The organism is Pseudomonas sp. PGPPP4, from assembly GCF_002256045.1.
Taxonomy (GTDB): domain Bacteria; phylum Pseudomonadota; class Gammaproteobacteria; order Pseudomonadales; family Pseudomonadaceae; genus Chryseomonas; species Chryseomonas oryzihabitans.
The window spans coordinates 231,288-257,181 of sequence record NZ_NKID01000001.1 but is presented as its reverse complement, the minus strand read 5'-3'; the positions used below and the strand labels follow the sequence as shown (position 1 = coordinate 257,181).

Genomic DNA, 25,894 nt, shown 5'->3' with positions numbered 1-25,894 from the left:
CCGCAGCGCGGCGGTTAGAAGTCCAGTGACAGGCCCAGGCCCACGCCCTGCTGATGGCTATCGCCCGCGCCGGCATAGCTGTAGCCACCGCGCAGGGTCAGTTCCGGGGTCAGCCGCTGGACCACGCCCAGGCTCAGTCGGGTGCGGTCGCTGTCGGGCTGGTAGCCGTCCAGGGTGTAGTCCAGACCTGGCACGCTGTTCAGGCGCATGGTCACGTCGCGGGTGCCATCGGCGAATTCCCGCTCGCGACCCAGGTCGGCGAACAGCGCCGTGGACGGGGCGAGCTGCCAGCGCCCCTGCAGACCCAGCCCCAGCCGCCGCGAGGTGCTCGACTGGTCGTCGAACTCCAGCGCCGTGGCGTCGTTGCCGCGCTCGCGATAGCCATCCACCTGGACGCGGGCATAGTCGGCGCTGAGATAGGGACTCAGGTGCCAGGGACTGCCGGCCGCCGCCAGGTCGTAGCCCAGCCGCGCCGAGAGGGCGCGCAGATCGCCGTCGGTGTCGCCCTGCTCGCTGCGGGTGGTCGGGCCGAGGGCGAAACGGCGGCTCAGGTCGTCATAGTCCAGCCGGCCACCGGTGGCGGTGAGATCGCCCCAGAGGCGCTCGCCCTGGTACTGGGCGAAGGCGCTGAGCAGATAGCTGTTGAGGCGATAGCTGGAATCGGCCGCGCCGGGCTCCAGGCGCTGGCGCGCGACACCGGCCGCCACGCCAAGGCGCCATTCCTCGCTGAGTCGATAGCTGCCACCCAGGTCCAGGCTGTAGCCGTTGCCGTCGCCGCCGGCGGTGCTGCGCTGGTCGTCGACATCCAGACGCCGCGCGCTGGTATCCACATAGCCCTGCCAGCGCCCCACCGGCTGCCAGGCATGCCAGTCGCCCAGCCAGCGCTGGTGCAGGCCGTCCTGGTGCGCCCTGAGGGTGGACTGGGCCATCTCCGGCAACAGGGTGACCTCCCAGGGCGCCGCCAGCAGCGAATAGGCGTAGTCGGCGATCAGCCGCTGACCGGTGATGGTCGGGTGGACGCGATCGTTGAACAGCAGCTGGCTGGGATCGGCCGCCGCCGCACCCAGGCCATAGGTGGTGTTGCGGGTGCAGCTGTCGCCACTGAAGCAGGTGCCGGTCAGATTCTGCCCGCTGGCCAGGCCATAGCGGCCCGGTTCGGCCACCACCTCGGCCAGCAGCTGGGGCACGTTGAGGCCGATGATCTCGGCGTCGATGCCGGCCAGGCGCGTCACCAGCGCCTGGTTGTAGACCCGGCTCAGGGCCGAGCTGGCCGCCTGTTGCGGCGAACCGGCCAGGGCCGGGGTCTGGCCGATGTCGGGCAGCAGCCAGACCACCAGGTAGCGGGCGCCGGCCTGCTGCAGGGCAGCCACGCCGTCGCCCAGGCGATTGGCCGCGGCCGCCGCGGTGGCCGGCGAGGTGACCAGGCCCTGGAGGAAGTCGTTACCCCCGCCGCTGATATAGAACAGGGTGTTGGGATCCAGGCTCAGTCCCTGGCTGGCGAGGCCGGGCAGGTAGCCGTCACGACTGCGCAGGGTCAGGCCACCCACCGCCACCACCGAACCGTTGCGAGCGATGATGGAATCGCGGATCTGCGCCGTGGTGTAGCCACCCGTGGCCCAGTTGTCGCCATCGCTCAGACCGATCCGCTGATTGATCAGGGAAGTCGAAGCGTCCAGGGTACGAACATCGAAGCCCAGCTGCTGGCCGAGCAGGATCGAGGACACCGGTCCGGTCACCGCACCGCTGGCCGGGCTGTAGCCGGGCCCGCCGCGGTTGGTGAATCTGAGGCTGGCGCCCGTGACCCCGGTATCGGGAAATTGCCCGGCATCGAGCAGGCTGTCGCCGAACACGGTGAAGCCACTGTAGGGATTGGGAGCCGCCTGGGCGGTTGCCGCGAGCGCCGTGGCCAGGGCGATGGCCAGCGGCAGGCGTTGCCTGAGAAAAGATGTCATGCCTGCATCCTTGGTTGTTGTTATCGGAGCACGCGTCAGGGCGTGTCGTCTCACGCTAGACGGTTTTCATGACGTTGTATCTGGGTGTGAACAAAAACTTGCAAGACGTTCATGCCGTCTGGACGGCATGCCAGACGGCTGTCGATAATTCGACCAAGGCGGCCCGTCATGACTGTCGAGTCTGCTGATCTACCAGTGGCAGCGCTCATGGGGCGACGACGCTGAGCACCCGTTCGAATAGCCCCCTCTCCCTCTGGGAGAGGGTTGGGGTGAGGGCTCTCTGGCGGCGAACCCCAGTGGAAAAGGCTGCGCCGTTTTCCAGGCTACGGTTTTCTCCGGGCGATGACGCCGAGCGCCCGCTCGGATAGCCCCCTCTCCCCTGGGGAGAGGGTTGGGGTGAGGGCCCTGGCAGCGAGCCCAGTGGAAAAGGCTGCGCCGTTTTCCAGGCTACGGTTTCATCCGGAGCGATGACGCCGAGCGCCCGCTCGGATAGCCCCCTCTCCCCCGGGGAGAGGGTTGGGGTGAGGGAACGGCGAAATGCCTATCCCGCCAGCGACCTCACTGCCCCAGCTTGCCCGCTTCGCAACCGGTGCTGGCGCATTCGCGCAGGCGCTCCTTGAGCACCTCCAGACGGCTGTCGGTCAGGCTGACGGCGCAGTCCAGGTTGACGAAGTAGCCATCGGCTTCCTCGCGGGCGCACTGGCTGTCGCGCTGCTTGATCCAAGCCAGCTGGCTCTGCTTGAGCACGGCCTGCTGATCGGCCGGCAGCTGTTTGCGCAATTCCCCATAGGTCTGGTTCAGCGACTTGTCGCTCTGGGCGAACAGGTTGCTGGCGCAGTAGACGGTATCGAAGGCATTGCGCGGCGTGCCGCAACCGGCGGCCTGGGCCGTGGCGAAAACGCAGAGACCGCTCAGGGTCAGGGCGGTGGCGAGGGTAGTCTTGAGCATGGCAGCATCCTGCAGAGGGGGCCGGCCCGAATGGCGCGGCCGTGGGACAAACGCTAGCAGAGCCGCCAGTCGTGCGCGCGGCAGGCCCTGAAAAACAGGCAACAAAAAAGCGCCCGAAGGCGCTTTCCTGCATCACCCGGACGGGATCAGACCTTGGAACGCTCGAAGCGCTTGCGGTCGTTCTCGTTCAGGTACTTCTTGCGCAGACGGATGGACTTCGGCGTCACTTCCACCAGCTCGTCGTCGGCGATGAATTCCAGCGCCTGCTCGAGGGTGAACTTGATCGGCGGCACCAGGGCGATGACTTCGTCCTTGCCCGAGGCGCGCATGTTGTCCAGCTTCTTGCCCTTGGTGGGGTTGAGCACCAGGTCGTTGTCACGGCTGTTGATGCCGCACAGCTGGCCTTCGTAGATCTCGTCGCCCGGCGCCAGGAACAGCTTGCCGCGGCTCTGCAGGGTTTCCAGCGAGTAGGTCAGAGCGGTACCGGTGGCCATGGACACCAGCACGCCGTTCTGACGGTTGCTCACTTCGCCGGCCTTGATCGGGCCGTAGTGGCTGAAGGTCGAGGTCAGGATGCCGCTGCCCGAGGTCAGGGTCAGGAAGTTGTTACGGAAGCCGATCAGGCCACGCGCCGGGATGGTGTACTCCAGGCGGATACGGCCCTTGCCGTCGGGGATCATGTTGGTCAGATCGCCCTTGCGCAGACCCATCTGCTCCATCACCGAGCCCTGGTGCTGCTCTTCGATGTCGATGGTGACGTTCTCGTAGGGCTCCTGCTTTTCGCCGTCCTTCTCGATGATCACCACTTCCGGACGGCCCACGGCCATCTCGAAGCCTTCGCGGCGCATGTTCTCGATCAGTACCGACAGGTGCAGCTCGCCACGGCCGGAGACCTTGAACTTCTCGGCGGACTCGCCCGGCTCGACGCGCAGGGCCACGTTGTGCAGCAGTTCCTTGTCCAGACGGTCCTTGATGTTGCGGCTGGTGACGAACTTGCCTTCACGACCGGCGAAGGGCGAGTCGTTGACCTGGAAGGTCATGCTCACGGTGGGCTGGTCGACGGTCAGCGGCGGACGGGCTTCGACGTTCTGCGGATCGCACAGGGTGTCGGAGATGAACAGCTCGTCCATGCCCGAGACGCAGACGATGTCGCCGGCTTCGGCTTCGGCCACTTCCACGCGCTGCAGGCCGGAGTGGCCCATGATCTTGAGGATACGACCGTTGCGCTTGCTGCCGTCGTCGCTGATGGCCACCACCGGAGTGTTGGCCTTGATGCGGCCACGGGCGATACGGCCGATGCCGATCACGCCGAGGAAGCTGTTGTAGTCCAGCTGGGAGATCTGCATCTGGAAGGGACCGTCCAGATCGACCTGGGGGGCCGGGACGTGGTCGACGATGGCCTGGAACAGGGCATCCATGTTGTCGTCCATCTTCTCGTGGTCCAGACCGGCGATGCCGTTCAGGGCGCTGGCGTAGACGATCGGGAAATCCAGCTGCTCATCGGTGGCGCCGAGGTTGTCGAACAGGTCGAAGATCTGGTCGATGACCCAGTCCGGACGCGCGCCGGGACGGTCGATCTTGTTGACCACCACGATCGGACGCAGGCCGGCTTTAAAGGCCTTCTGGGTCACGAAACGGGTCTGCGGCATGGGGCCGTCTTGGGCGTCGACCACCAGCAGCACGGAGTCGACCATGGACATCACGCGCTCCACCTCGCCACCGAAGTCGGCGTGGCCGGGGGTGTCGACGATGTTGATGTTGTAGTCCTTCCACTTCAGCGCGGTGTTCTTGGCCAGGATGGTGATGCCACGTTCCTTTTCCTGGTCGTTGCTGTCCATCACCCGCTCGTTTTCCGCTTCTTTGCGGTCCAGGGTGCCGGACAGGCGCAGCAGCTTGTCGACGAGGGTGGTCTTGCCATGGTCGACGTGCGCGATGATGGCGATGTTGCGTAGATTCTCGATCACAGTGGTGTTCTCGGTATAGAAATGAAGGAGCTTCAGCCAGCAGGCTGACAGCCGGAGATTGCAAAGGCGCGAAACGCGACCGACCGGTACGAGACCGGAGGGCTAGAGGAGGTCGGGAGGGCGGTGGCGGATACTGCCACCCAGCAGGCCCGGCTGCTTAGGCCGGACGATAAACGCGCACATTGGCGTGCCCTTCGGTGAGCAGGTGATGGGCGTGCAGCCGGCTCATCACCCCGCGGTCGCAATAGAGTAGGTACTGGCGATTCTCGTCCAGTTCCTTGAAACGGCTGTTCAGCGCGAAGAACGGCATGGCCTGCACCTCGATGCCGGGCAGCTCCAGCGGCTGGTCTTCCTGGGCGTCGGGATGGCGGATGTCCACCACGATCTGCCCGGGCAGCGGCTGGTCCACCTCTTCCACCTGCACGTCCTTGCCCAGCTCCTCGATCACCTTGTCGACGGTGATGAAGCGCGCACGTTCCAGGGCGGCGTCGAGCACCGCCAGGTCGAACTTGCCTTCCTCGTGCTCCACCCGCAAGGCCTTGGCCTTGGTGGTGGGATTCACCGAGATGATGCCGCAGTACTCGGGCATGTGCTTGGCGAAGTCGGCGGTGCCGATACGCTGGGCGGTGTCGATGATGTCCTGCTTGTGGCTGGCCAGCAGCGGGCGCAGCACCAGGGTATCGGTGGCCTTGTCGATCACCGCCAGGTTGGTCAGGGTCTGGCTGGAGACCTGGGAGATGGCTTCGCCGGTCACCAGCGCCTCGATCTGCAGCTGTTCGGCGATGCGACTGGCCGCGCGCAGCATCATGCGCTTGAGGATGACGCCCATGTGGCTGTCGTCGCACTGGGTCAGGATCTGCCCCACCACTTCCTCGAAGGGCACGCTGATGAACAGCACGCGCTGGGAACGCCCGTACTTTTCCCAGAGATAGTGGGCCACTTCCATCACGCCCAGCTCGTGGGCGCGCCCGCCGAGATTGAAGAAGCAGAAATGGCTGACCATGCCGCGTCTCATCATCTGGTAGGCGGCCACGGTGGAGTCGAACCCCCCGGACATCAGCACCAGCACCTGCTCCAGGGCGCCCAGCGGATAGCCGCCCAGCCCTTCGTGGTGCTCGTCGATGATGAACAGCTGCTGGTCGCGAATCTCCAGGCGGACGTTCACCTCGGGATTCTTCAGAGCGATGCCAGCGCCGCCGCAGCGCTCGCGCAGGCCACCACCGACATGGCGCTCCACGTCCATCGAGGAGAAGTCGTGGCGACCGGCGCGCTTGCAGCGCACCGAGAACACCTTGCCGCGCACGCGCTCGCCGAAGTGGCGTACGCACAACTCGAGAATCGAATCGAAATCGCCCAGCGGATACTCGTGCACCTCGAGGAACTGGCCGATGCCCGGGGTGCAGGCCAGGCGCTGCTTCATTTCCGCCAGCAGCCGCGGCTCGTCGAGCGCGGTCTCCAGGGTGATGTTGTCCCACACCCCTTCCACGCGGACATCCGGATCCAGATCGCGCAGCACGACACGAATGTTCTTCACCAACTGGCGAATGAAATTCTTGCGCACCGGGCGACTCTTGATGGTGATTTCCGGAAAGACCTTGATGATGAGCTTCATGAGCGAGAAACGGGGGCGGGCAACGCGAAAGAAAAGGGCGAATATCATACCTGAAAACCTCCCGGCACTCGAATTCGCCCGACAAAATCACCCAAGGCGCCATTAAGGTGCATCCGCGGAATTTTTCGCACCAAATTGGTGCTTGAATGCGGCCTCCATTGACCTGAAAACGGCACGACAGGCGCCAGGACGGCCCTCCAGCCCATTTAGGGGCACTGGCATACAACTTGCTCTCTTGTGAGGCAGCCGCCCCTGGGCCAGCATAGGGCGCTTTTCGTGGAACGCCGGTCGCTGACCAGGCAGTACGGGAGCGCCCCTCAAGGGCACAGCTGATACCGGGAGTACCGCCAACCGCTCCCGGCCGAAATTCCTCTGGAGGAAACCATGTCGAAGGCTGTTCAACTGATCAAAGAAAACGACGTGAAGTGGGTAGACCTGCGCTTCACCGACACCAAAGGCAAGCAGCAACACGTCACCATGCCGGCGCGTGACGCGCTGGACGAAGACTTCTTCGCCCACGGCAAGATGTTCGACGGCTCCTCCATCGCCGGCTGGAAAGGCATCGAAGCCTCCGACATGATCCTGCTGCCCGACGACAGCACTGCCGTTCTGGATCCCTTCACCGAAGAGCCGACCCTGATCCTGGTCTGCGACATCATCGAACCCTCCACCATGCAGCCCTACGAGCGCGACCCCCGCGGTATCGCCCGTGCTGCCGAGGAATACCTGAAGTCCACCGGCATCGGCGATACCGTGTTCGTCGGCCCGGAGCCCGAGTTCTTCATCTTCGACGAAGTGAAGTTCAAGTCGGACATCTCCGGCTCCATGTTCAAGATCTTCTCCGAGCAGGCTTCCTGGAACACCGATGCCGACTTCGAGTCCGGCAACAAGGGCCACCGTCCGGGCGTCAAGGGCGGCTACTTCCCGGTACCGCCGGTCGATCACGACCACGAAATCCGTACCGCCATGTGCAACGCCCTGGAAGAGATGGGTCTGGTCGTGGAAGTCCACCACCACGAAGTGGCGACCGCTGGCCAGAACGAGATCGGTGTGCAGTTCAACACCCTGGTCAAGAAGGCCGACGAGACCCAGACCCTGAAGTACGTCGTGCACAACGTGGCCGATGCCTACGGCAAGACCGCCACCTTCATGCCCAAGCCCCTGTACGGCGACAACGGCTCCGGCATGCACGTGCACATGTCCATCTCCAAGGATGGCAAGAACACCTTCGCTGGCGAAGGCTATGCCGGTCTGTCCGATACCGCCCTGTACTTCATCGGCGGCATCATCAAGCACGGCAAGGCGCTGAACGGCTTCACCAACCCGTCCACCAACAGCTACAAGCGTCTGGTGCCCGGCTTCGAAGCCCCGGTCATGCTGGCCTACTCGGCCCGTAACCGCTCCGCCTCCATCCGTATCCCCTATGTGTCGAGCCCGAAAGCCCGCCGCATCGAGGCCCGCTTCCCGGATCCGGCTGCCAACCCCTACCTGTGCTTCGCCGCCCTACTGATGGCCGGCCTGGACGGTATCCAGAACAAGATCCACCCCGGCGATGCCGCTGACAAGAACCTGTACGATCTGCCGCCGGAAGAAGGCAAGAAGATCCCGCAGGTTTGCGGCAGCCTGAAGGAAGCCCTGGAAGCCCTGGACGCCGGTCGCGCGTTCCTGACCAAAGGCGGCGTCTTCACCGACGAGTTTATCGATGCCTACATCGAGCTGAAGTCCGAGGAAGAGATCAAGGTGCGTACCTTCGTGCACCCGCTGGAATACGACCTGTACTACAGCGTCTGATCCCGCTGCGGTAAGGGCAAGAGGCCTCCTTCGGGAGGCCTTTTCTTTTGCCCTGGGAAAATCGCCGCGACCGACGCCCGGGCATAGCGGCCAGGTTGCCTACCTGCGCACCGGGCGCGCCTGCTACCCTTGATCTCCACTGCCCGGCCGAGATTCCGCCATGCCTCGCCTGCTTGCCTGCTGTCTGCTCTGCCTCGCCTGCTCCGCCCAGGCCGCGATCTACAAGTCGGTGGATGCCGAAGGCAACACGGTGTTCAGCGACCAGCCCTCGGCCAATGCCAAGCCGGTGCAGGTGGCACCCACCAATACCGTGGACAATCCACGGCCGGCGCCGCCCATCCCCAGCGCACCTGCGGCGGCGGCGACGCCTGCCGGCCCGGCCTTCAGCCGCCTGGAGGTCAATGTGCCCGACGATGAGGCCATCCGCGCCAACAACGGCACCTTCTCGGTGGGCGTATCCCTGGAGCCGGCCCTGGGCGCGGGGCAGTCGCTGCAATTGCTGGTGGACGGCGCCCCCTATGGCAGCCCCGGCCAGAGCACCCGCTTCGGGGTGGCCAACCTGGATCGCGGCGAGCACCGTTTCGCGGCCCAGGTGCTGTCCGGCAACGGCGAGGTGGTCCAGACCAGTGCCGAGAAGACCGTGACCGTGCAGCGCATCAGCGTCAACAGCCCGGCCCGCTGATGCGCGCGCTCCTGACCCTGCTGCTGCTCTACCTGCTGCTCCCCGCCCAGGCGGCGGTCTACAGCTATGTCGACAAGGAAGGCAATCGGGTCTACACCGACCAGCCGCCCAAGGGCGTCAAGGCCACCCAGGTGCCGATCACGGCGCCCAACAACCTCAATCAGCAGGGCCAGCCGACCCGCAAGCTGAGTCCGACCCCCGCCGCGCCGGTGGCCAGGACGCCCAAGGCGGCGCCCTTCCGCTACCAGATGCTGCGCATCCTGGTGCCCGAACCCGATGCCACGGTGATCGATCAGGAAGGGCAGCTCATCGTCAGCCTGGTCAGCGAGCCGGAATTGCAGCCGGGTCACAGCTACCGCCTGCTGCTGGACGACCGGGAAGCTGGCGCCGGACGCAGTCCGGTGTTTCCCCTGGGCGGCCTGGACCGCGGCACCCACAGCCTGGTGGCGGAGATCCTCGCCGCCGATGGCAACGTGCTGGAGCGGACGCCGGCCCAGCCCTTCCATCTGCGGCGCCCCTCCCTGGAGCAGAGACGCCGCGCCCATCCCTGCAGCGACAAGGACTGGGGTAAGCGGCCGGAATGTCCGCTGGACATGAAACCGCCCGAAACCAGGAAATCCTGGCTACCCTTCCTATAGCGCACGCTTTTGGTGCAACTTTTCGTATCGCACCATCTTGATACAAATCCTGGTCGAGCCACCGAGTCCGGCGGCGGCTGTTAGTGCACGTTACAGCTATCTGCCCTAACTCGGGGCGTCTTGGTTTGCTTCTTGCATTTTCCTATCGTCCCTATAGCGCTGTGGCCTCCCATGCCTACCGACGTCATTCACCGGCTCCTGCTCGACAACCTCACGACCGCGGTCATCCTGCTGGATGCGGAATTGCGGCTGGAGTACATGAACCCGGCCGCGGAGATGCTGCTGGCCATCAGCGGTCAGCGCAGCCATGGCCAGTTCATCAGCGAGCTGTTCACCGAATCGCCCGAGGCCCTGCAGGCGCTGCGCCAGGCGGTGGACCATGCCCACCCCTTCACCAAGCGCGAGGCGCTGCTGATCTCCACCTCGGGCAACAGCCTCACGGTGGACTATGCGGTGACCCCGATCCTGGACCGCCACAACACCCTGCTGCTGCTGGAAGTCCATCCCCGTGACCGGCTGCTGCGCATCACCAAGGAAGAGGCCCAGCTCTCCAAGCAGGAGACCACCAAGCTGCTGGTGCGCGGCCTGGCCCACGAGATCAAGAATCCCCTCGGCGGCATCCGTGGCGCGGCCCAGCTGCTGGCCCGCGAGCTGCCGGAAGAGGCGCTCAAGGACTACACCAACGTCATCATCGAGGAAGCCGATCGACTGCGGAATCTGGTCGATCGCATGCTCGGCTCCAACAAGCTGCCGAAGCTCGCCATCACCAACGTGCATGAGGTGCTCGAACGCGTCTGCAGCCTGGTGGAAGCGGAAAGCCAGGGGCTGATCAACCTGGTGCGCGACTACGACCCGAGCATTCCCGATCTGATGATCGACCGCGAGCAGATGATCCAGGCGGTGCTCAACATCGTGCGCAACGCCATGCAGGCCATCTCCCAGCAGAACGAACTGCGCCTGGGCCGGGTGACCCTGAGAACCCGCACCCTGCGCCAGTTCACCATCGGCCACCACCGCCATCGCCTGGTGTGCAAGGTGGAGATCACCGACAACGGTCCGGGCATCCCCCAGGACCTGCAGGAAACCATCTTCTATCCCATGGTCAGCGGTCGCCCCGACGGCACCGGCCTCGGGCTCGCCATCACCCAGAACATCATCACCCAGCACCAGGGGCTGATCGAGTGTGAAAGCCATCCTGGCCACACCGCCTTCAGCATCTTCCTGCCGCTGGAATAACGAGGAGTACGCATGAGCCGTCAGGAGACCGTCTGGATCGTCGACGACGACCGTTCCATCCGCTGGGTCCTGGAAAAAGCCCTGCAACAGGAAGGCATGACCACCGTCGCCTTCGACAGCGCCGACAGCGTCATGACCCGCCTCGGTCGCCAGCAGCCGGACGTGGTGATCTCGGACATCCGCATGCCGGGGACCAGTGGCCTGGACCTGCTGTCGCGCATCCGCGAGATGCACCCGCGCCTGCCGGTCATCATCATGACCGCCCACTCCGACCTGGACAGCGCCGTGGCCTCCTACCAGGGTGGCGCCTTCGAATACCTGCCCAAGCCGTTCGACGTCGACGAGGCCGTGGCCCTGGTCAAGCGCGCCGGGCAGCACGCCCATGAGCAGCAGGGCTTCGCCGAGCCGGCGCACCTGACCCGCACCCCCGAGATCATCGGCGAGGCGCCGGCGATGCAGGAGGTGTTCCGCGCCATTGGCCGTCTTTCGCACTCCAACATCACCGTGCTGATCAACGGCGAATCCGGTACCGGCAAGGAACTGGTCGCCCACGCCCTGCACCGCCACAGTCCGCGCGCCGCCGCGCCCTTCATCGCCCTGAACATGGCCGCCATCCCCAAGGACCTGATGGAGTCCGAGCTGTTCGGCCACGAGAAAGGCGCCTTCACCGGCGCCGCCGCCCAGCGCCGCGGCCGCTTCGAGCAGGCCGATGGCGGCACCCTGTTCCTCGACGAGATCGGCGACATGCCGGCCGACACCCAGACCCGCCTGCTGCGCGTGCTGGCCGATGGCGAGTTCTATCGCGTCGGTGGCCATACCCCGGTCAAGGTGGACGTGCGCATCATCGCCGCCACCCACCAGAACCTCGAAGGCCTGGTGCGCGAGGGGAAATTCCGCGAGGACCTCTTCCATCGCCTCAACGTCATCCGCATCCACATCCCGCGCCTGGCCGATCGCCGCGAGGACATCCCCGCCCTCGCCCGCCACTTCCTGGCGCGCGCGGCCCAGGAATTGGCCGTGGAGCCCAAGACCCTGCGCGGCGAGACCGAGGAATACATGAAGGGCCTGCCCTGGCAGGGCAACGTGCGCCAGCTGGAAAACACCTGCCGCTGGATCACGGTGATGGCCTCCAGCCGCGAGGTGCTGATCGACGACCTGCCGCCGGAGCTGCTCAACCAGCCCCAGGACGCCGCCCCCGCCGCCAACTGGGAACAAGCCCTGCGCCAGTGGGCCGACCAGGCCCTCACCCGCGGCCAGTCCAGCCTGCTGGACAATGCCGTACCGGCCTTCGAACGCATCATGATCGAGACCGCCCTCAAGCACACCGCCGGCCGCCGCCGCGACGCCGCCGTCCTGCTCGGCTGGGGCCGCAACACCCTGACCCGCAAGATCAAGGAACTGGGTATGAAGGTGGACGGGCCGGATGAGGAGGGAGAGGACTGAGGGTTCTCTATCGTGCCGTAGGTTGGGTTGAGCGAGAGCGAAGCCCAACACCCGACTGCCCCAGCTGATTATCTTGCTCTACTGATGGCTCTTGTTTCGCCCACCCGGGCGACTCACTTTTTTCAAACGCGGTTGCGCGCTCCGGACAAAAGTAAGCAAAAACGCTTGCCCCACCATCCGGCCCTCCGCTGCGCTGCGGGTGACTCGCGTTGCTCACCCTTCGGGCCAGCCTACGGCTGTTACTCCGCTTCGCTACGTTTCCCTCGCTCCGGCGCCGTGGCAGGGGCACGGCACCGGAACTCGGCCTCACTGACGGGGACGGGACGCCAGACCGAGGCTTCGATATTTACCGTCTCTGTAGCGTGGAAAACCGCGCAGCGTTTTCCACTGGCAGCCCTCAACCACCGAAGCCCAGGCCCTTGGAACTCTGCCTTTATCGCGGCCATGGGCCGCTCCTACCGAAGCCGGATACCCCGTAGGAGCGGTCGCTACGGCGCACCGGCATGGCCGCGATTTCAGCGGTGTCAGGGCGTGGCGGCCTTTTCCACAAGTGAGCTTGGTCTTGAACAGTGGACAAGGCTGCGCCGTTGTCCACGCTACGGGCTACGGGCTGTTCACGGCTCTTCAATCAGAACTTCCAGGCTGGCGAATCGCCCCGTTCAGCAGGGCGAGCGCCAGGGTCGTGGAGTGGGTCGAGCCGCATGGAGGCGGCGAGAGGCCTAACGGGCCATGGACGGCCCGTGTAGGCCGACCCCGGAACGGCGCTGGGGTGAGCGGACCTGGAGCGAAGCGGAAGGCCGGATGGTCGGGGCAGCGTTTTTGCTTACTTTTTTGGCGACTGCAAAAAGTGAGTCGCCCGGGTGGGCGAAACAAGAAGTACCCACAAAACTCGGTAAACAGCCAAGGCACCAATAAGCCTTATTACCTAGCACCTAGCACCTAGCATTGGCTTCACCTTGTTGGGCTTCTGCGATAAAGCCGCCTCAACCCAACCTACAAACCCTTCAAAACCACCCAAACCAAAAAACTTGGCACACCTCCTGCAATATCCTAGGTAACTACCCTTTTGGGGACCTCGGTACAGGCAGGCTGGGGAATCCCCTCTTTTCTTCCCAAGGCCATCACTCAGTGTGATGGCCTCTTTTTTTCGCTTGCGAAAAGCTGCAAACCCCAAGCTAGAGCGCTTCCTACCTGATGACCAGGTCAAAGGGCTTGGCAAAGGCAGACAAGACGTCAGAACAACCCGGCACCCTACCCCGTTCCGCTCTGGTGCAAACCAGCGGCCTTTTGCCTGATAACGGGGCATTTCAGGGTGCCAGCGGGACCTCGATGTGGAGCACCCAATCCTCGCCTTCTGCGACGATCCGGTCGCTGGCCTGCAAGACACCGCCCACACCGACCAGCAACACCTTCAGGTCCTGGCCATCCTGGCGTACCGTCCAGGAGAAGCTGCCGCCCGGCCGCGCCACCCGGCCCTGGCGCTCGCCGCCGTCCCAGCGGGCGCGGGGCAGGCGTAGGCTGAGGGCGCCGTCGGGGCGATAGCGTTCGTAGAACAGCGAGCGGTCGGCGGTGATCAGCAATTCGAAGCGCCCCGCGTCCTGATGAGCCTCCACCCCCAGGATGACCGGGCGGCGGGCCTCGGCCGACCAGGGATCGGGATGGGTGCGCTGGTATACCAGCTGGCCGAGGATCATGCCGAACAGCCCGGCGCCCAGGGCCGCCGAGGCCAGCCAGAGGGTCAGGCGCTGGCGCTGGCGGCGCCATTCGGCCCTGAGCAGATCGGGATCTTCCACCCGCGCCAGTTCGTCCCGGCGGGCGCGCTGTTCACGCAGCAGCCAGTCGACCAGCCGGCGCCAGAGGTTCATCGCCCTACCCCGCTCGCGACGGCGCGACGGCGGCGCAGTACCATAGGCGCTTTGCCAGGCGCCCTGCCCTTCATGTTCGACATCATCCTCTACCAACCGGAAATTCCGCCCAATACCGGCAACGTCATTCGCCTGTGCGCCATTACCGGCTGCCGCCTGCATCTGATCGAGCCGCTGGGCTTTGCGCTGGACGACAAGAAACTGCGTCGCGCCGGCTTGGACTACCACGAGTGGTCCAGCGTGCGGACCCATGCCAGCCTCGCGGCCTGTATAGCAGATTTGCAGCCGCCCCGACTGCTGGCCTTCACCACCAAAGCCAGCCATCCCTTCACCGAGATCGCCTATGCGCCGGGCGATGCCCTGCTGTTCGGTCCGGAAAGTCGCGGGCTGCCGGCCGAGGTGCTGGAGTCGCTGCCGCCCGAACAGCGGCTGCGCCTGCCGATGCTGCCCAATCGCCGCAGCCTCAATCTGTCCAATACCGTGGCCGTGGCGGTCTACGAAGGCTGGCGCCAACTGGGCTTCGCCGCACCGCCTGGCTGACCACCAGAACCTTCCCGACAGACGCGTCGTCCCATGACCTACAGGCACATCGCCAGACAGTCACGTGAGGCGCACCATGAGCAAGATCGGCAAACCCAAGGTTGAACGCTACGACGCGCCCTCCGGTGGCTGGGGCTCGGCGCGCTCGGTAACCGAGATCGTCCTGCGTGAACGGGTGCCGCTCAAGTCCGGTGCGCTGCTGGCCCGGCAGAACAAGCACGGTGGCTTCGCCTGCGTGAGTTGCGCCTGGGCCAAGCCGGGCAAGCCCCATCCGCTGGAATTCTGCGAGAACGGCGCCAAGGCCACCGCCTGGGAGGTCACCAGCAAGAGATGCGGACCGGAATTCTTCGCCCAGCATTCGCTCAGCGAACTGCGTGGCTGGCGCGACTATGACCTGGAAGAAGTCGGCCGCCTGACCCATCCGCTGCGCTACGACGCCGCCACCGACCGCTATCGTCCGGTCAGTTGGGCCGAGGCCTTCGCCGACATCGGCGCCGAACTCAAGGCGCTGGCGCCGGACTCGGTGATCTTCTACGCCTCGGGTCGCGCGGCGCTGGAGACGTCCTACCTCTATCAGCTCTATGCCCGCCTGTACGGCACCAACAACCTGCCGGACAGTTCCAACATGTGCCACGAGAGCACCTCGGTGGCCCTGCCCAAGAGCATCGGCGTGACCGTGGGCACCGTGACCCTGAACGACTTCGATCAGGCCGACTGCCTGCTGTTCTTCGGCCAGAATCCAGGCAGCAACAGCCCGCGGATGCTGCATGACCTGCAGGAGGCGCGCAAACGCGGCGCACCCATCATCACCTTCAATCCCCTGCGCGAGCGCGGCCTGGAAACCTTCGTCAATCCGCAGTCACCGGTGGAGATGCTGACCGACCAGCCCACCCAGATCAGCACCCAGTACCACCAGCTCAAGCCCGGTGGTGACACCGCGGCCCTCGCGGGCCTGTGCAAGGCCTTGTTGGCGGCCGATGATCTCGCGCGCGAACAGGGCCAGCCGGCCGTGCTCGACCATGCCTTCATCGCCGAGCATTGCCACGGCTTCGCCGACTTCTGCGAGTGGCTGCAGCGCCAGGAATGGCCACAGCTGGAGCGTCAGTCGGGGCTGACCCGCAGCGCCCTGGAAGCGGCCGCTGCCGTCTATGGTCGCTGCCAGAAGGTCATCGGCATCTATGGCATGGGGCTGACCCAGCATCGCCATGGCGTGGAAACCATCCAGATGCTGACCAACCTGCTGCTCATGCGCGGCAACATCGGCAAGCCCGGCGCCGGCATCTGCCCGGTGCGCGGGCATTCCAACGTTCAGGGCCAGCGCACCGTGGGCATCACCGAAAAGCCGGAATTGGCGCCGCTCGAACAGCTCGGCGAGCGCTTCGGCTTTGCCCCGCCGCAGGACAAGGGCCGCAATACCGTGGAAGCCTGCGAAGGCATCCTCGACGGCTCGGTGAAGGCCTTCATCAGCCTGGGCGGCAACTTCCTGCGCGCCATTCCCGAGACCAGCCTGATGGAGCCGGCCTGGCGCACCCTGCGTCTGTCGGTGCAGATCGCCACCAAGCTCAATCGCAATCATTTGGTGCCGGCGGACAAGACCTATCTGCTGCCCTGCCTGGGGCGTACCGAGATCGATCGCCAGAATGGGGTGGAACAGGCCCACAGCACCGAGGACAGCACCGGCTGCATCCATGGCTGGCGTGGCGTGGCCGAGCCGCCCGAAGGCGACCTGTTGTCCGAGCCGGCCATCGTCGCCGGCCTGGCCATGGCCACCCTGCCGGACAACCCGAAGGTCACCTGGGATGCCTGGGTCGCCGACTATGCCCTGATCCGCGACGAGATCGCCCTCTCCTTTCCGGAGATCTTTCACGACTTCAATGCGCGGCTGTGGGAGGTGGGCGGTTTCCATCGCCCGCTGCCGGCGGCCAAGCGCGAATGGAAGACCGACACCGGCAAGGCCAATCTCATCGTGCCGCGCAGCCTGGAAGAGGATCCAGACATGCCCGCCCGCGGGCGTGACGTCCTGACCCTGATGACGCTGCGCAGTAACGACCAGTTCAACACCACCATCTACGGCTATCACGATCGCTTTCGCGGCGTGAAGGGCACCCGTGCGGTGCTGCTGATGAATCGCAACGACATCGAACGCCTGGGCCTGGCCGAAGGCGACAAGGTGCAGGTGTCGACGGTGGCCGACGATGGCGTACGCCGTGAGGTAGGGCCGCTGCGGGTCACGCCCTACAACATTCCGGAAGGCGCCTGTGGCGGCTACTACCCCGAATGCAACGCCCTGATCCCGCTCTGGCACCACGCCGAAGGCAGCAAGGTCCCGGCGGCCAAAGCCATCCCGGTACGCCTGAACAAGCTGATCGCCGCCAACGATGGCAGCTTTCCGGTGGAACCGGAGGGGTATGGGCCTAGCTAGCGCATGTAGGCAGCGAGAAAAGCCGGTCCAGACGAAACTCGATCATGGCTCTTCCGCCCCCTTTCTTGCCAGAGAGGGAGCGACCAACCAGCTGTTGACTCGCTGAATATCGGCCGCGGAAAAGTCCCCGCTCCAGCGCAGTAAGACGAGCTGATTGGTGACGAAGTCGTACTGGGCCTGCAAGTAATCGCGCCGGCCGAGAAACTCCTGACGCACGGCGTTGAGGACATCGACTGCTGTAACGGTACCGTAGGCGAAGGACTTTTCGGTCACTTCTCTGGACTTGACCGCCGACTCCAAAGCCTTGCGCGCTGAAGTGATCTTCCGCAGATTGGCATTGCTCTTGAGATAGGCGGTCTTGGTTTCCTTGACCACCTGCCGTCGTAACGCTTCGTAGTCCTGCTCGGCAGCGTCTCGCGAACCGTACAGCCCCCGGGTACGGGCAGTCACCGACCCGCCGCTGTAGATCGGAATCTGCAGGTTCAAGCTGGCGGACAGGGTATCGACCTTGTCCGCCGCGATGACATTGTCGTAGGCAAAATCGCTGCGTTGCGCGCCCAAGGCGAGGCTCAAGGTGGGCAGGTGGCCGGCCTTGGCCTCATCAATGGCCTGTTCGGCCGAATTCAGCGCATTCTGCCGGGCTTTGAGCGCCGGATTATGCGCAAGCGCGGACGTCACCCAATCCGTTTCCGCGCCTGGCAGAGCGCTGAACAGCGTTCGCTCGTCAATTCGCTTGAGAGGCTGGTAGACCTCCTGGCCCAGCAGTTCGGCCAGCGCCTCGCGGGCGACCTGAATCTGGTTCCTAGCCTCGATTTCCTCAGTTTCCAAGCTGTCGACTCGGGCAGCCAATTGCAGCTTGTCCGTGATGGTCGCCAACTGACGCTCGAACAGCGCCGAGACGCGCTCCAGGTTACGGCGCGTCGCATCACGCTCGGCCCTGGCCAGGTCCAGCTCATCTTCCGCGGCCAAGACCGCGAAGTAGCGCTGGACGAGATCGGCGGCGGATTGGATACGCGCATCCTCCGCCTGGGACCGGTACTGTTGGGTGAGCTCCGCGTACTTCTTGAAACCGCGCCAGGCTTCAGGGTTATAGAGCGTCTGTGTGAGACTCAGGTTGTAGGTCTGGCCATCATAGAGCAGCGCCTGGGTTCCTTCCGAGCGCTTGATACGGCTGGTGGAGGCACCGCCTCTGAGCTGCGGCAGCAGTTGCCCTAGGGCACTGCGCTCCTGGCCGGCCCCCGCCTGGATCTGCGCATCCGCGCCGAGGATGCGCGGATCGGACTGGACGACTCGCTGATAGAGCTGCCAAACATCCACTGTGCCGGTGTCATTGTCAGGGAGAGCGGCAACGGCTGGTCCCATAAATAGCAGCAGCACGACCAGCTCCCGGCGCAGCCTTGATCGTCGGGACATAGTCCTACTCCTCGATCATCGAACGCGCCATGGCGTTGCGAGCGGGCTTGAGCAGATAGTTGAGCAAGGTACGATCCCCCGTGGTGATGAGGACCTCGGCCGGCATGCCAGGCACAAGTTCGCGTCGGCCTAGCTCCTGGCGACCTCGCTCCGTCAGGGCCACCCGCGCCAGGTAGTAGGGTGCACCGGTCTTCTCGTTGGTGAAACGGTCGGCAGAGACATAGACCAACTCCCCCTCCAGGATGGGGGTGGTCGCGCCCTTGAACGCGCTGAAGCGAATTTCGGCAGGCCTGCCCAGGGCTATACGATCGATGTCACCTGGCTGGATCTCCACCTCGACCAGGAGGTCCGCCCCACCTGGGACGACGTCCAGCAAGTGACTACCAGGCGCGACGACTCCACCCAGGGTATGGACGCTCAGTCCCATCACCATGCCATCCACGGGCGCCCTGATCACGGTACGGTCGAGCGTGTCCTGCAATGCCCTTAGCTGTTCACGCAATTCGTAGATACGTGATTGAGTATCGGCCAGCTGATTGGCGACCTCGGACCTGAATTTCTGGGTGATCTGGAGCATCTGCAGCTGGGTTTCCCCGCGCTGTACCCGGGCCCGGGCGATGGCCGAGCGCTGATCCGCAATCTCCGCCTGCAGTCGCGAGAGGCTGCGTTCCTGATCGCGCAGGCGCTCGTTGCTGACGAACCCCTGCCTGAGCAGCTCGCTCAGATCTTTGATCTCGCTGGTGTAGGACTTCGCCAGGCCCAGCTTGCTTTGACTGTTCGCTTCAAGTCCCAGGATCTGTTGCTCAAGCTCCATACCACGACTGCGCAGTACTTCGATCTCGCCCAGCCGAGCCGCCCGGCGTGCTTGGAACACCTGCCGCTCGCTGTTGCGCGCCTCACGAACGCGCCGGTCATCAACGGCAAAATCACTGCCGGTGAAGGCGATCTCGGACCGATCATCACGCTCGGCGATCAGCCGTGCCTCGAGTGCCTGGGCCGCGATCAGTTGGCTCCGCGTCGTTTCGAGCTGTGCCCGCGGCTGGGTATCGTCAAGCTGCATGAGTATCTCTCCCGCTTGCACCCGGTCGCCGTCGCTGACCCGCAACTCGCGCAGGATGCCGCCCTCCAGGTGCTGCACGGTCTTGCGCGAGCTCTTGATGATCACCGAGCCCTGCGCGAGCACGGCGCTGCTCAGCGGCGCCAGTGCCGCCCAGAGCCCTCCGAGGCCAAATACCACGAAGAGGATGGCGAAACCGAGCCAGCGGATGGGCCAGTCAGATACCTTGAGCCCCTCGGCTTCGGCTTGGATAAGGACGGGATGTTTCAGCACCTTAGACCTCCCTGCCAGGTTCACGGGCCTCGCTACCAGGCAGCCCCTCCGGCGCGGATGCCTCAACGCGGCCCTGCAGCCGCGCCAGCACCTCATCGCGCGGCCCCGACAGCGCGATCTGGCCGTCGCTGAGCACCAGGAGATTATCAACATAGGCCAGGGCACTGATCCGGTGCGTCACGATGAGCAAGGTGGTCTGGCTTTGCTTGAGCCGGGTCAAGGCAATCCCCAAGGCGCGCTCGCCGTGTTCGTCGAGATTAGAATTCGGCTCGTCCAGCACCACCAGTCTCGGCTTGCCATACACCGCGCGCGCAAGACCGATGCGCTGTCGCTGACCACCGGACAAGGCACCACCCTGGGTGCCAATGAGTGTGTCGTACCCTTGAGGCAGTCGGAGGATCATTTCGTGGACGCCAGCGAGTTCGGCCGCTTCGACCACAGCCTGCGGATCCACCGCCCCGAAACGGGCGATGTTGTCACTGATGCTACCCTCGAAGAGCTCGATGTCCTGAGGTAGGTAGCCCAGATGAGGCCCCAGGTCACTGCGCGGCCACTGGGCAATGTCGGCGCCGTCCAGACGAATCTTGCCGCTCTGTGGCAGCCAGATGCCCAGCAGTGCCCTGGCTAGGGTCGACTTGCCGGCGGCACTGGCGCCGAGGATGCCTACGGACGCGCCGGCAGCCACGTTGAAGTTCAACCCCTTGAGCACCGACTGGCTGGCTCCAGGCGGGGTCAGGAAGACCTGCTCCACGGCTAGGTGACCAGCGGGATCGGGCAAGGGCATCCTCGGCGGCTCGGCCGGTATCTGGCGTAACAGAGCATTGAGACGCTCGTACTGGCCGCGCGCCGTGACAAAGCCTTTCCAGCTGCCAATCATGAGATCGATCGGCGCCAGGGCTCTCCCCAGCAACAGAGAGCCCGCGGTCATCAGGCCAGGGGTAATTTGGTGATCGATGACCAGCCAGGCGCCCAAGCCAAGAATCAGCGACTGCAGGATCATACGCAGGGTCTTGGACAGGTTGCTCAGGGCACCGCCTCGCTCGCTGGCCTTGGCCTGCAGCGCCAGTACCCTGTTGTTACGCTGGCGCCAACGCTCGAACAGACTGGGCAGCATGCCCATGGCCGTCACCACCTCGGCATTGCGCAGGTTCTTGCTGGTGAACTGCGTGGCCCGGCCATGCTCTTGGTTGGCCTCGGCCAGGTGCCTGCTGGTCAGCCGCTCGTTGGCGAAGGCCAAGGCGAGCAACAGCAGAGCACCGAGGATGGTGAGGACACCGAACAGCGGATGAAAGAAGAACATCACCGCGATATAGAGGGGTAGCCAAGGCACGTCGAAGAAGGCGAACAATCCCGGACCGGTCAGGAATTGGCGCAGTCCGGTCAGGTCATTGAGCGCCTGCGCTGAAGCCAGGACACCACCGCTGTAGAGGGCCTGTTGGTAGCTCGCTTCATAGAAGCGACGATTTAACAGCAGGTCGAGTCGGGTGGACACCCGGATCAAGATGCGTGAACGCACCCACTCCAGAGCGCCATAGGTCGCCATCAACAGCAGCATGATCAGCGTCAGCATGACCAGCGTGGTGATGCTGTAGCTGGTCAGAACCCGGTCATACACTTGCAGCATGTAGAACGCGGGCACCAGCAGCAGCAGATTGATGAACAGGCTAAAGAAACCGACCGCGAGAAAGCTGCCCTTGCACGCGGCCAGCGCCTGCTCGAGATCCGTCTTATGGTTGTAGTGCATGCAGATACCAGCTGGAAACGGAAGCGCAGAGCCAGCGCGTTGCGACTCTAACAGTACCGCCTGGAACCTGCTGCCAAGACGATCAAATAAGTACAGACCAGCGAAAGAAATTCCGGTCGCCTTCAGGAAGGAGACCACCGGGATCGTCAGGGCTGAGCGTGCAGTGCCGGGAGGCGATGGTCACGCCTCCCAGCTCATACCCTTTAGCCAATCGTCATCAGACTCGCATTACCACCCGCCGCCGCGGTATTCACGCTCAGCGCGCGCTCGATGAGCAGGCGCTCCAGCGGAATGGCGGTCTCGCCGCGGGCCAGGCCCTGGACGCCGACGATGGGACCATTGCGCTTGGCCACCTGCTGGCAGACCTGGCGCAGCTGATCGGAATCGCCGTGGTGCAGGACCGCCTCGAAGGCGACCTCGTCCTTGCGCCAGTCGGCCGCCACCTGCACCCGCGCGCGCACGGCGTGCGGCAGGCGCGTCAGCGTCGTCTTGTGGGCGTCCTCGACCAGGGCCGTGCTGCCCACCGCCATGACCGCCGCCAGTTGCAGCAGCAGATCGCTTTCGTCGGCCGCCAGGCACAGCACCCGGCTGCGCGGCAGCAGGCTGTAGCTGTTGCGCTCGCCGGTGGGGCCCGGCAGCAGCCGGGTCAGGCCGCTCAGGGATTCCTCGGCGAATCTCAGGCAGGCCTGCTGCAGCTCGCCCAGGCCCTGTTGCTTGGCCCAGTCGTGCAGGGCGCCCAGCGGGTTGCCGGCCTGCTGCCGCAGGGCATCGCGCACCTGCCATTCGGTCTCGCCGGTGCTGCCCTTGGCCAGGGCCACCGCGGGATCGCCATCGGGACGGGTGCTGAGTAGGCGATAGAGGTACAGCGGGCCACCGGCCTTGGGACCGGTACCCGAGAGGCCTTCGCCGCCGAAGGGCTGCACCCCGACCACCGCGCCGACCATGTTGCGGTTGACGTAGAGGTTGCCGGCATGGGCGCGCTCCACCACCTTGGCGATGGTCTCGTCGATGCGGGTGTGCACGCCAAAGGTCAGGCCGTAGCCGGTGGCGTTGATCTGATCGATGACCTTGTCCAGGTCCTTGCGGCCATAGCGCACCACGTGCAGCACCGGACCGAAGACCTCGCGGCCCAGTTCGGCCAGGCTCTCCAGCTCGATCAGGGTGGGCATGACGAAGGTGCCGCGGTGGATGGCATCGCCTTCCACGCGACCGCCCTGGTGCACCCGACGGCCTTTGCCCCTCAGGGCCTGGATGTGCTTGTCGATGGTGGCCTTGGCCTCGCCGTCGATCACCGGGCCGATGTCGATGGCCAGATTCTCCGGATTGCCCAGACGGCATTCGGCCATGGCGCCCTTGAGCATTTCCAGCACGCGATCGGCCACGTCGTCCTGCACGCAGAGCACGCGCAGGGCCGAGCAGCGCTGACCGGCGCTGTCGAAGGCGGAGGCGACCACGTCGGCCACCACCTGCTCGGCCAGGGCCGAGGAGTCGACGATCATGGCGTTCTGGCCACCGGTCTCGGCGATCAGCGGGATCGGCCGGCCCTGGGCGTCCAGGCGTCCGGCGATGTTGCGCGCCAGGATCTGGGCCACCTCGGTGGAGCCGGTGAACATCACGCCCTTGACCCGCACGTCGTTGACCAGGGCGGCGCCGATGGTGGAGCCCTCGCCCGGCAGCAGTTGCAGCACGCCTTCGGGGATGCCGGCTTCCAGCAACAGGCGCACGGCCTGGGCGGCGATCAGCGGGGTCTGCTCGGCCGGCTTGGCCAGCACGGTGTTGCCGGCGGCCAGGGCCGCGGCGATTTGACCGCTGAAGATGGCCAGGGGGAAGTTCCAGGGACTGATGCAGACCACCGGACCCAGCGGGCGGTGGCTGTCGTTGGCGAAGTCGCGACGCACCAGGGCGGCGTAGTAGCGCAGGAAGTCCACCGCCTCGCGCACCTCGGCGATGGCGTTGGCGTAGGTCTTGCCGGCTTCGCGCACCAGCAGGCCCATCAGCGGCTGGATCTGCGCTTCCATCAGCTCGGCGGCGCGATCCAGGGCCGCGGCGCGCTGCTCGGGCGGGGTGGATTGCCAGATGGGCGCGGCGGCCAGGGCTTCTTCCAGGGCGATGTCGACATCGGCGCGGGTGGCATTGCTGACCTGGCCGACGCGATCGCGGCGATCGGCCGGATTGAGCACCGGTTGCGCAATCGACGGCTCGCTGGCGCGACCCAGCAGCGGGCGGGCTTCCCAGGCGGTGTTGCCACTGGCCAGCAGCGCCGCGGACAGCGAGCCCAGGCGGTGTTCGCTGGACAGGTCCAGACCGCTGGAATTGCAGCGCTCGGTGCCGTAGAGGGCGCTTGGGTGGGGAATGCGCGGATGCGGCAGGCCGATGGCGCCTTCGTTGGTGGACTGCTGTTCGATCTGCACCACCGGATCGGCCACCAGCTCGTCGAGGGAGATGGAGTGGTCGGCGATGCGGTTGACGAAAGAGGTGTTGGCGCCGTTTTCCAGCAGGCGGCGGACCAGGTAGGCCAGCAGCGTCTCGTGGGTGCCCACCGGAGCGTAGATGCGGCACGGCCGTGCCAGCTTGCCGTCCTTGACGCTGCCCACCACCTGCTCGTACAGCGGCTCGCCCATGCCGTGCAGGCACTGGAACTCGTACTGGCCGGGGTAGTAGTTCTGCCCGCCGAGCTGGTAGATGGCGGCCAGGGTGTGGGCGTTGTGGGTGGCGAATTGCGGGTAGATGGATTCCGGCGCCGCCAGGAGCTTGCGGGCGCAGGCCAGGTAGGCCACGTCGGTGTAGACCTTGCGGGTGTAGACCGGATAGCCCTCCAGGCCTTCCACCTGGGCGCGCTTGATCTCGCTGTCCCAGTAGGCGCCCTTGACCAGCCGGATCATCAGCCGGCGACGGCTGCGCCGGGCCAGATCGATCAGGTAGTCGATCACCAGCGGGCAGCGCTTCTGGTAGGCCTGGATGACGAAGCCGATGCCGTTCCAGCCGGCCAGTTGCGGTTCGAAGGACAGGCGCTCCAGGAGATCCAGGGAGATCTCCAGGCGATCGGCTTCCTCGGCGTCGATGTTCAGGCCGATGTCGTAGCGCTTGGCCAGCAGGGTCAGTTCCAGCAGGCGCGGATAGAGCTCGCTCATCACCCGGTCGTACTGGGCGCGGCTGTAGCGCGGATGCAGTGCCGAGAGTTTGATGGAAATGCCCGGGCCTTCGTAGATGCCACGGCCGTGGGAGGCCTTGCCGATAGAGTGGATGGCCTGCTCGTAGGAGGCCAGGTAGCGGCGGGCATCGGCCTCGGTCAGGGCCGCTTCGCCGAGCATGTCGTAGCTGTAGCGGAAGCCCTTCGCCTCGAACTTGCTGGCGTTGGCCAGGGCCTCGGCGATGGTCTCGCCGGTGACGAACTGCTCGCCCATCAGGCGCATGGCCATGTCCACGCCCTTGCGGATCACCGGCTCGCCGCTCTTGCCGATGAGGCGATTGAGCGAACTGGTGAGACCGGCCTCGTTGTGGGTCGACACCAGGCGCCCGGTCAGCAGTAGACCCCAGGTGGCGGCGTTGACGAACAGCGAGGGACTGTTGCCCAGGTGCGGCTGCCAGTTGCCGGTGCTGATCTTGTCGCGGATCAGCGCATCGCGGGTGCCCTTGTCGGGGATGCGCAGCAGGGCTTCGGCCAGGCACATCAGGGCCACGCCCTCCTGGGACGACAGCGAGAATTCACGGAGCAGACTCTGCACCATTCCGGAGCGCCCGGTTGCACCCTTGGCGTTGCGCAGCTTCTCGGCGATGCGGTGAGCCAGTTCATGGGTGGCCTTGGCCTGGGCCGCCGGCAGCCGCGCCTGCTCCAGCAGCAGCGGCAGCAGTTCCTCTTCCGGCCGGCGATAGGCCGCAGTGATGGCCGAGCGCAGCACCGATTGCGGCAGGATGCTTTCGGCGAATTCCAGGAAGGGCTGGTAGACCGGATCGGCCAGCGCCTCGACGGCTTCGTTGTCGCCCTCGGCCAGACGCTGGGCGATGCCCTGCAGATCGGCCAGGGTCGCACCGCTTTCCAGGGTTTCCAGATAGGTATAGATGGCCTGCTTGATCAGCCAGTGGGGCGTCCGATCAATACGGCGCGCCGCTTCCTTGAGGCGATCGCGAGTGGCTTCGTCGAGCTTTACGCCCAGGGTGGTGGTGGTGGCCATGCGCAGGTCCTCAAGCAAGAAGGCGTCGAAATTTGGCGCAGCTTAGCGCCGCTCGAAATAAAAGTGCAACCAAGTGCAACCCGCAAGGTTCTACCGTCGATCCGGTTGCACCTGAAGCTGGGTAACAGAACGGAAGGTCATG

Annotated in this window: 16 protein-coding genes; 7 read left to right on the top strand and 9 right to left on the bottom strand. The window is 65.2% G+C overall.

Annotated features, from left to right (window positions below; genetic code table 11):
• Window positions 1–14: 14 nt before the first annotated feature.
• From CFE50_RS01120 to thiI, 4 genes are all read right to left on the bottom strand, one after another.
• Window positions 15–1,952, bottom strand: a complete 1,938-nt coding sequence (locus CFE50_RS01120) for an autotransporter domain-containing SGNH/GDSL hydrolase family protein (protein ID WP_286729714.1) — start codon at window positions 1,950–1,952, stop codon at window positions 15–17.
• Window positions 1,953–2,510: 558 nt separating this feature from the next.
• Window positions 2,511–2,900, bottom strand: a complete 390-nt coding sequence (locus CFE50_RS01115) for a lysozyme inhibitor LprI family protein (protein WP_286729711.1) — start codon at window positions 2,898–2,900, stop codon at window positions 2,511–2,513.
• Window positions 2,901–3,046: 146 nt separating this feature from the next.
• A complete protein-coding gene (gene typA / locus CFE50_RS01110; protein ID WP_241808278.1) occupies window positions 3,047–4,864 on the bottom strand; it encodes a translational GTPase TypA in 1,818 nt (605 codons plus the stop codon).
• Window positions 4,865–5,021: 157 nt separating this feature from the next.
• Window positions 5,022–6,476 (bottom strand): tRNA uracil 4-sulfurtransferase ThiI, encoded by a 1,455-nt coding sequence (thiI, locus tag CFE50_RS01105; RefSeq protein WP_241808277.1) that lies wholly within the window; start codon window positions 6,474–6,476, stop codon window positions 5,022–5,024.
• Window positions 6,477–6,860: 384 nt separating this feature from the next.
• Here thiI and glnA point away from each other — a divergent pair, with 384 nt between their 5' ends.
• The 5 genes from glnA (at window position 6,861) to ntrC (ending at window position 12,266) form a co-directional block, all read left to right on the top strand.
• Window positions 6,861–8,267: a glutamate--ammonia ligase gene (gene glnA, locus CFE50_RS01100; protein WP_017639449.1), complete on the top strand. Its 1,407-nt coding sequence runs from the start codon at window positions 6,861–6,863 to the stop codon at window positions 8,265–8,267.
• 160 nt (window positions 8,268–8,427) lie between these two features.
• Window positions 8,428–8,949 carry a DUF4124 domain-containing protein gene (locus CFE50_RS01095; RefSeq protein WP_027600334.1) on the top strand — a complete coding sequence of 174 codons (522 nt, stop codon included), beginning with the start codon at window positions 8,428–8,430 and terminating at the stop codon, window positions 8,947–8,949.
• Window positions 8,949–9,587, top strand: a complete 639-nt coding sequence (locus tag CFE50_RS01090; protein WP_286729706.1) for a DUF4124 domain-containing protein — start codon at window positions 8,949–8,951, stop codon at window positions 9,585–9,587. Before CFE50_RS01095 ends, CFE50_RS01090 begins: the two co-directional genes overlap by 1 nt.
• Before the next feature lie 171 nt (window positions 9,588–9,758).
• Complete coding sequence (glnL, locus tag CFE50_RS01085) at window positions 9,759–10,823, top strand: nitrogen regulation protein NR(II) (protein ID WP_007161315.1); 1,065 nt, start codon at window positions 9,759–9,761, stop codon at window positions 10,821–10,823.
• A 12-nt stretch (window positions 10,824–10,835) separates the two neighbouring features.
• A complete protein-coding gene (gene ntrC / locus CFE50_RS01080; RefSeq protein WP_286729702.1) occupies window positions 10,836–12,266 on the top strand; it encodes a nitrogen regulation protein NR(I) in 1,431 nt (476 codons plus the stop codon).
• A gap of 1,307 nt (window positions 12,267–13,573) precedes the next feature.
• Here ntrC and CFE50_RS01075 read toward each other — a convergent pair.
• The gene (locus tag CFE50_RS01075; RefSeq protein WP_286729699.1) at window positions 13,574–14,131 is read right to left on the bottom strand and encodes a hypothetical protein; all 558 of its coding nucleotides are present in this window, start codon (window positions 14,129–14,131) and stop codon (window positions 13,574–13,576) included.
• Between the two features lie 72 nt (window positions 14,132–14,203).
• Between CFE50_RS01075 and CFE50_RS01070 the strand changes: the two genes are divergently transcribed.
• On the top strand, window positions 14,204–14,671 hold the full coding sequence (locus CFE50_RS01070; RefSeq protein WP_007161318.1) for a tRNA (cytidine(34)-2'-O)-methyltransferase: 468 nt from the start codon (window positions 14,204–14,206) through the stop codon (window positions 14,669–14,671).
• A 76-nt stretch (window positions 14,672–14,747) separates the two neighbouring features.
• The gene (locus CFE50_RS01065) at window positions 14,748–17,093 is read left to right on the top strand and encodes an FdhF/YdeP family oxidoreductase (protein ID WP_286729697.1); all 2,346 of its coding nucleotides are present in this window, start codon (window positions 14,748–14,750) and stop codon (window positions 17,091–17,093) included.
• Between the two features lie 42 nt (window positions 17,094–17,135).
• Here CFE50_RS01065 and CFE50_RS01060 read toward each other — a convergent pair whose 3' ends face one another.
• The 4 genes from CFE50_RS01060 to putA form a co-directional block, all read right to left on the bottom strand.
• Window positions 17,136–18,506, bottom strand: a complete 1,371-nt coding sequence (locus CFE50_RS01060; protein WP_223855385.1) for a TolC family outer membrane protein — start codon at window positions 18,504–18,506, stop codon at window positions 17,136–17,138.
• Window positions 18,507–18,510: 4 nt separating this feature from the next.
• Complete coding sequence (locus tag CFE50_RS01055) at window positions 18,511–19,836, bottom strand: HlyD family type I secretion periplasmic adaptor subunit (RefSeq protein ID WP_286729693.1); 1,326 nt, start codon at window positions 19,834–19,836, stop codon at window positions 18,511–18,513.
• A 1-nt stretch (window position 19,837) separates the two neighbouring features.
• The gene (locus tag CFE50_RS01050) at window positions 19,838–21,580 is read right to left on the bottom strand and encodes a type I secretion system permease/ATPase (RefSeq protein ID WP_286729690.1); all 1,743 of its coding nucleotides are present in this window, start codon (window positions 21,578–21,580) and stop codon (window positions 19,838–19,840) included.
• 203 nt (window positions 21,581–21,783) lie between these two features.
• The gene (gene putA, locus CFE50_RS01045; RefSeq protein WP_286729689.1) at window positions 21,784–25,752 is read right to left on the bottom strand and encodes a trifunctional transcriptional regulator/proline dehydrogenase/L-glutamate gamma-semialdehyde dehydrogenase; all 3,969 of its coding nucleotides are present in this window, start codon (window positions 25,750–25,752) and stop codon (window positions 21,784–21,786) included.
• Between the last annotated feature and the right edge of the window lie 142 nt (window positions 25,753–25,894).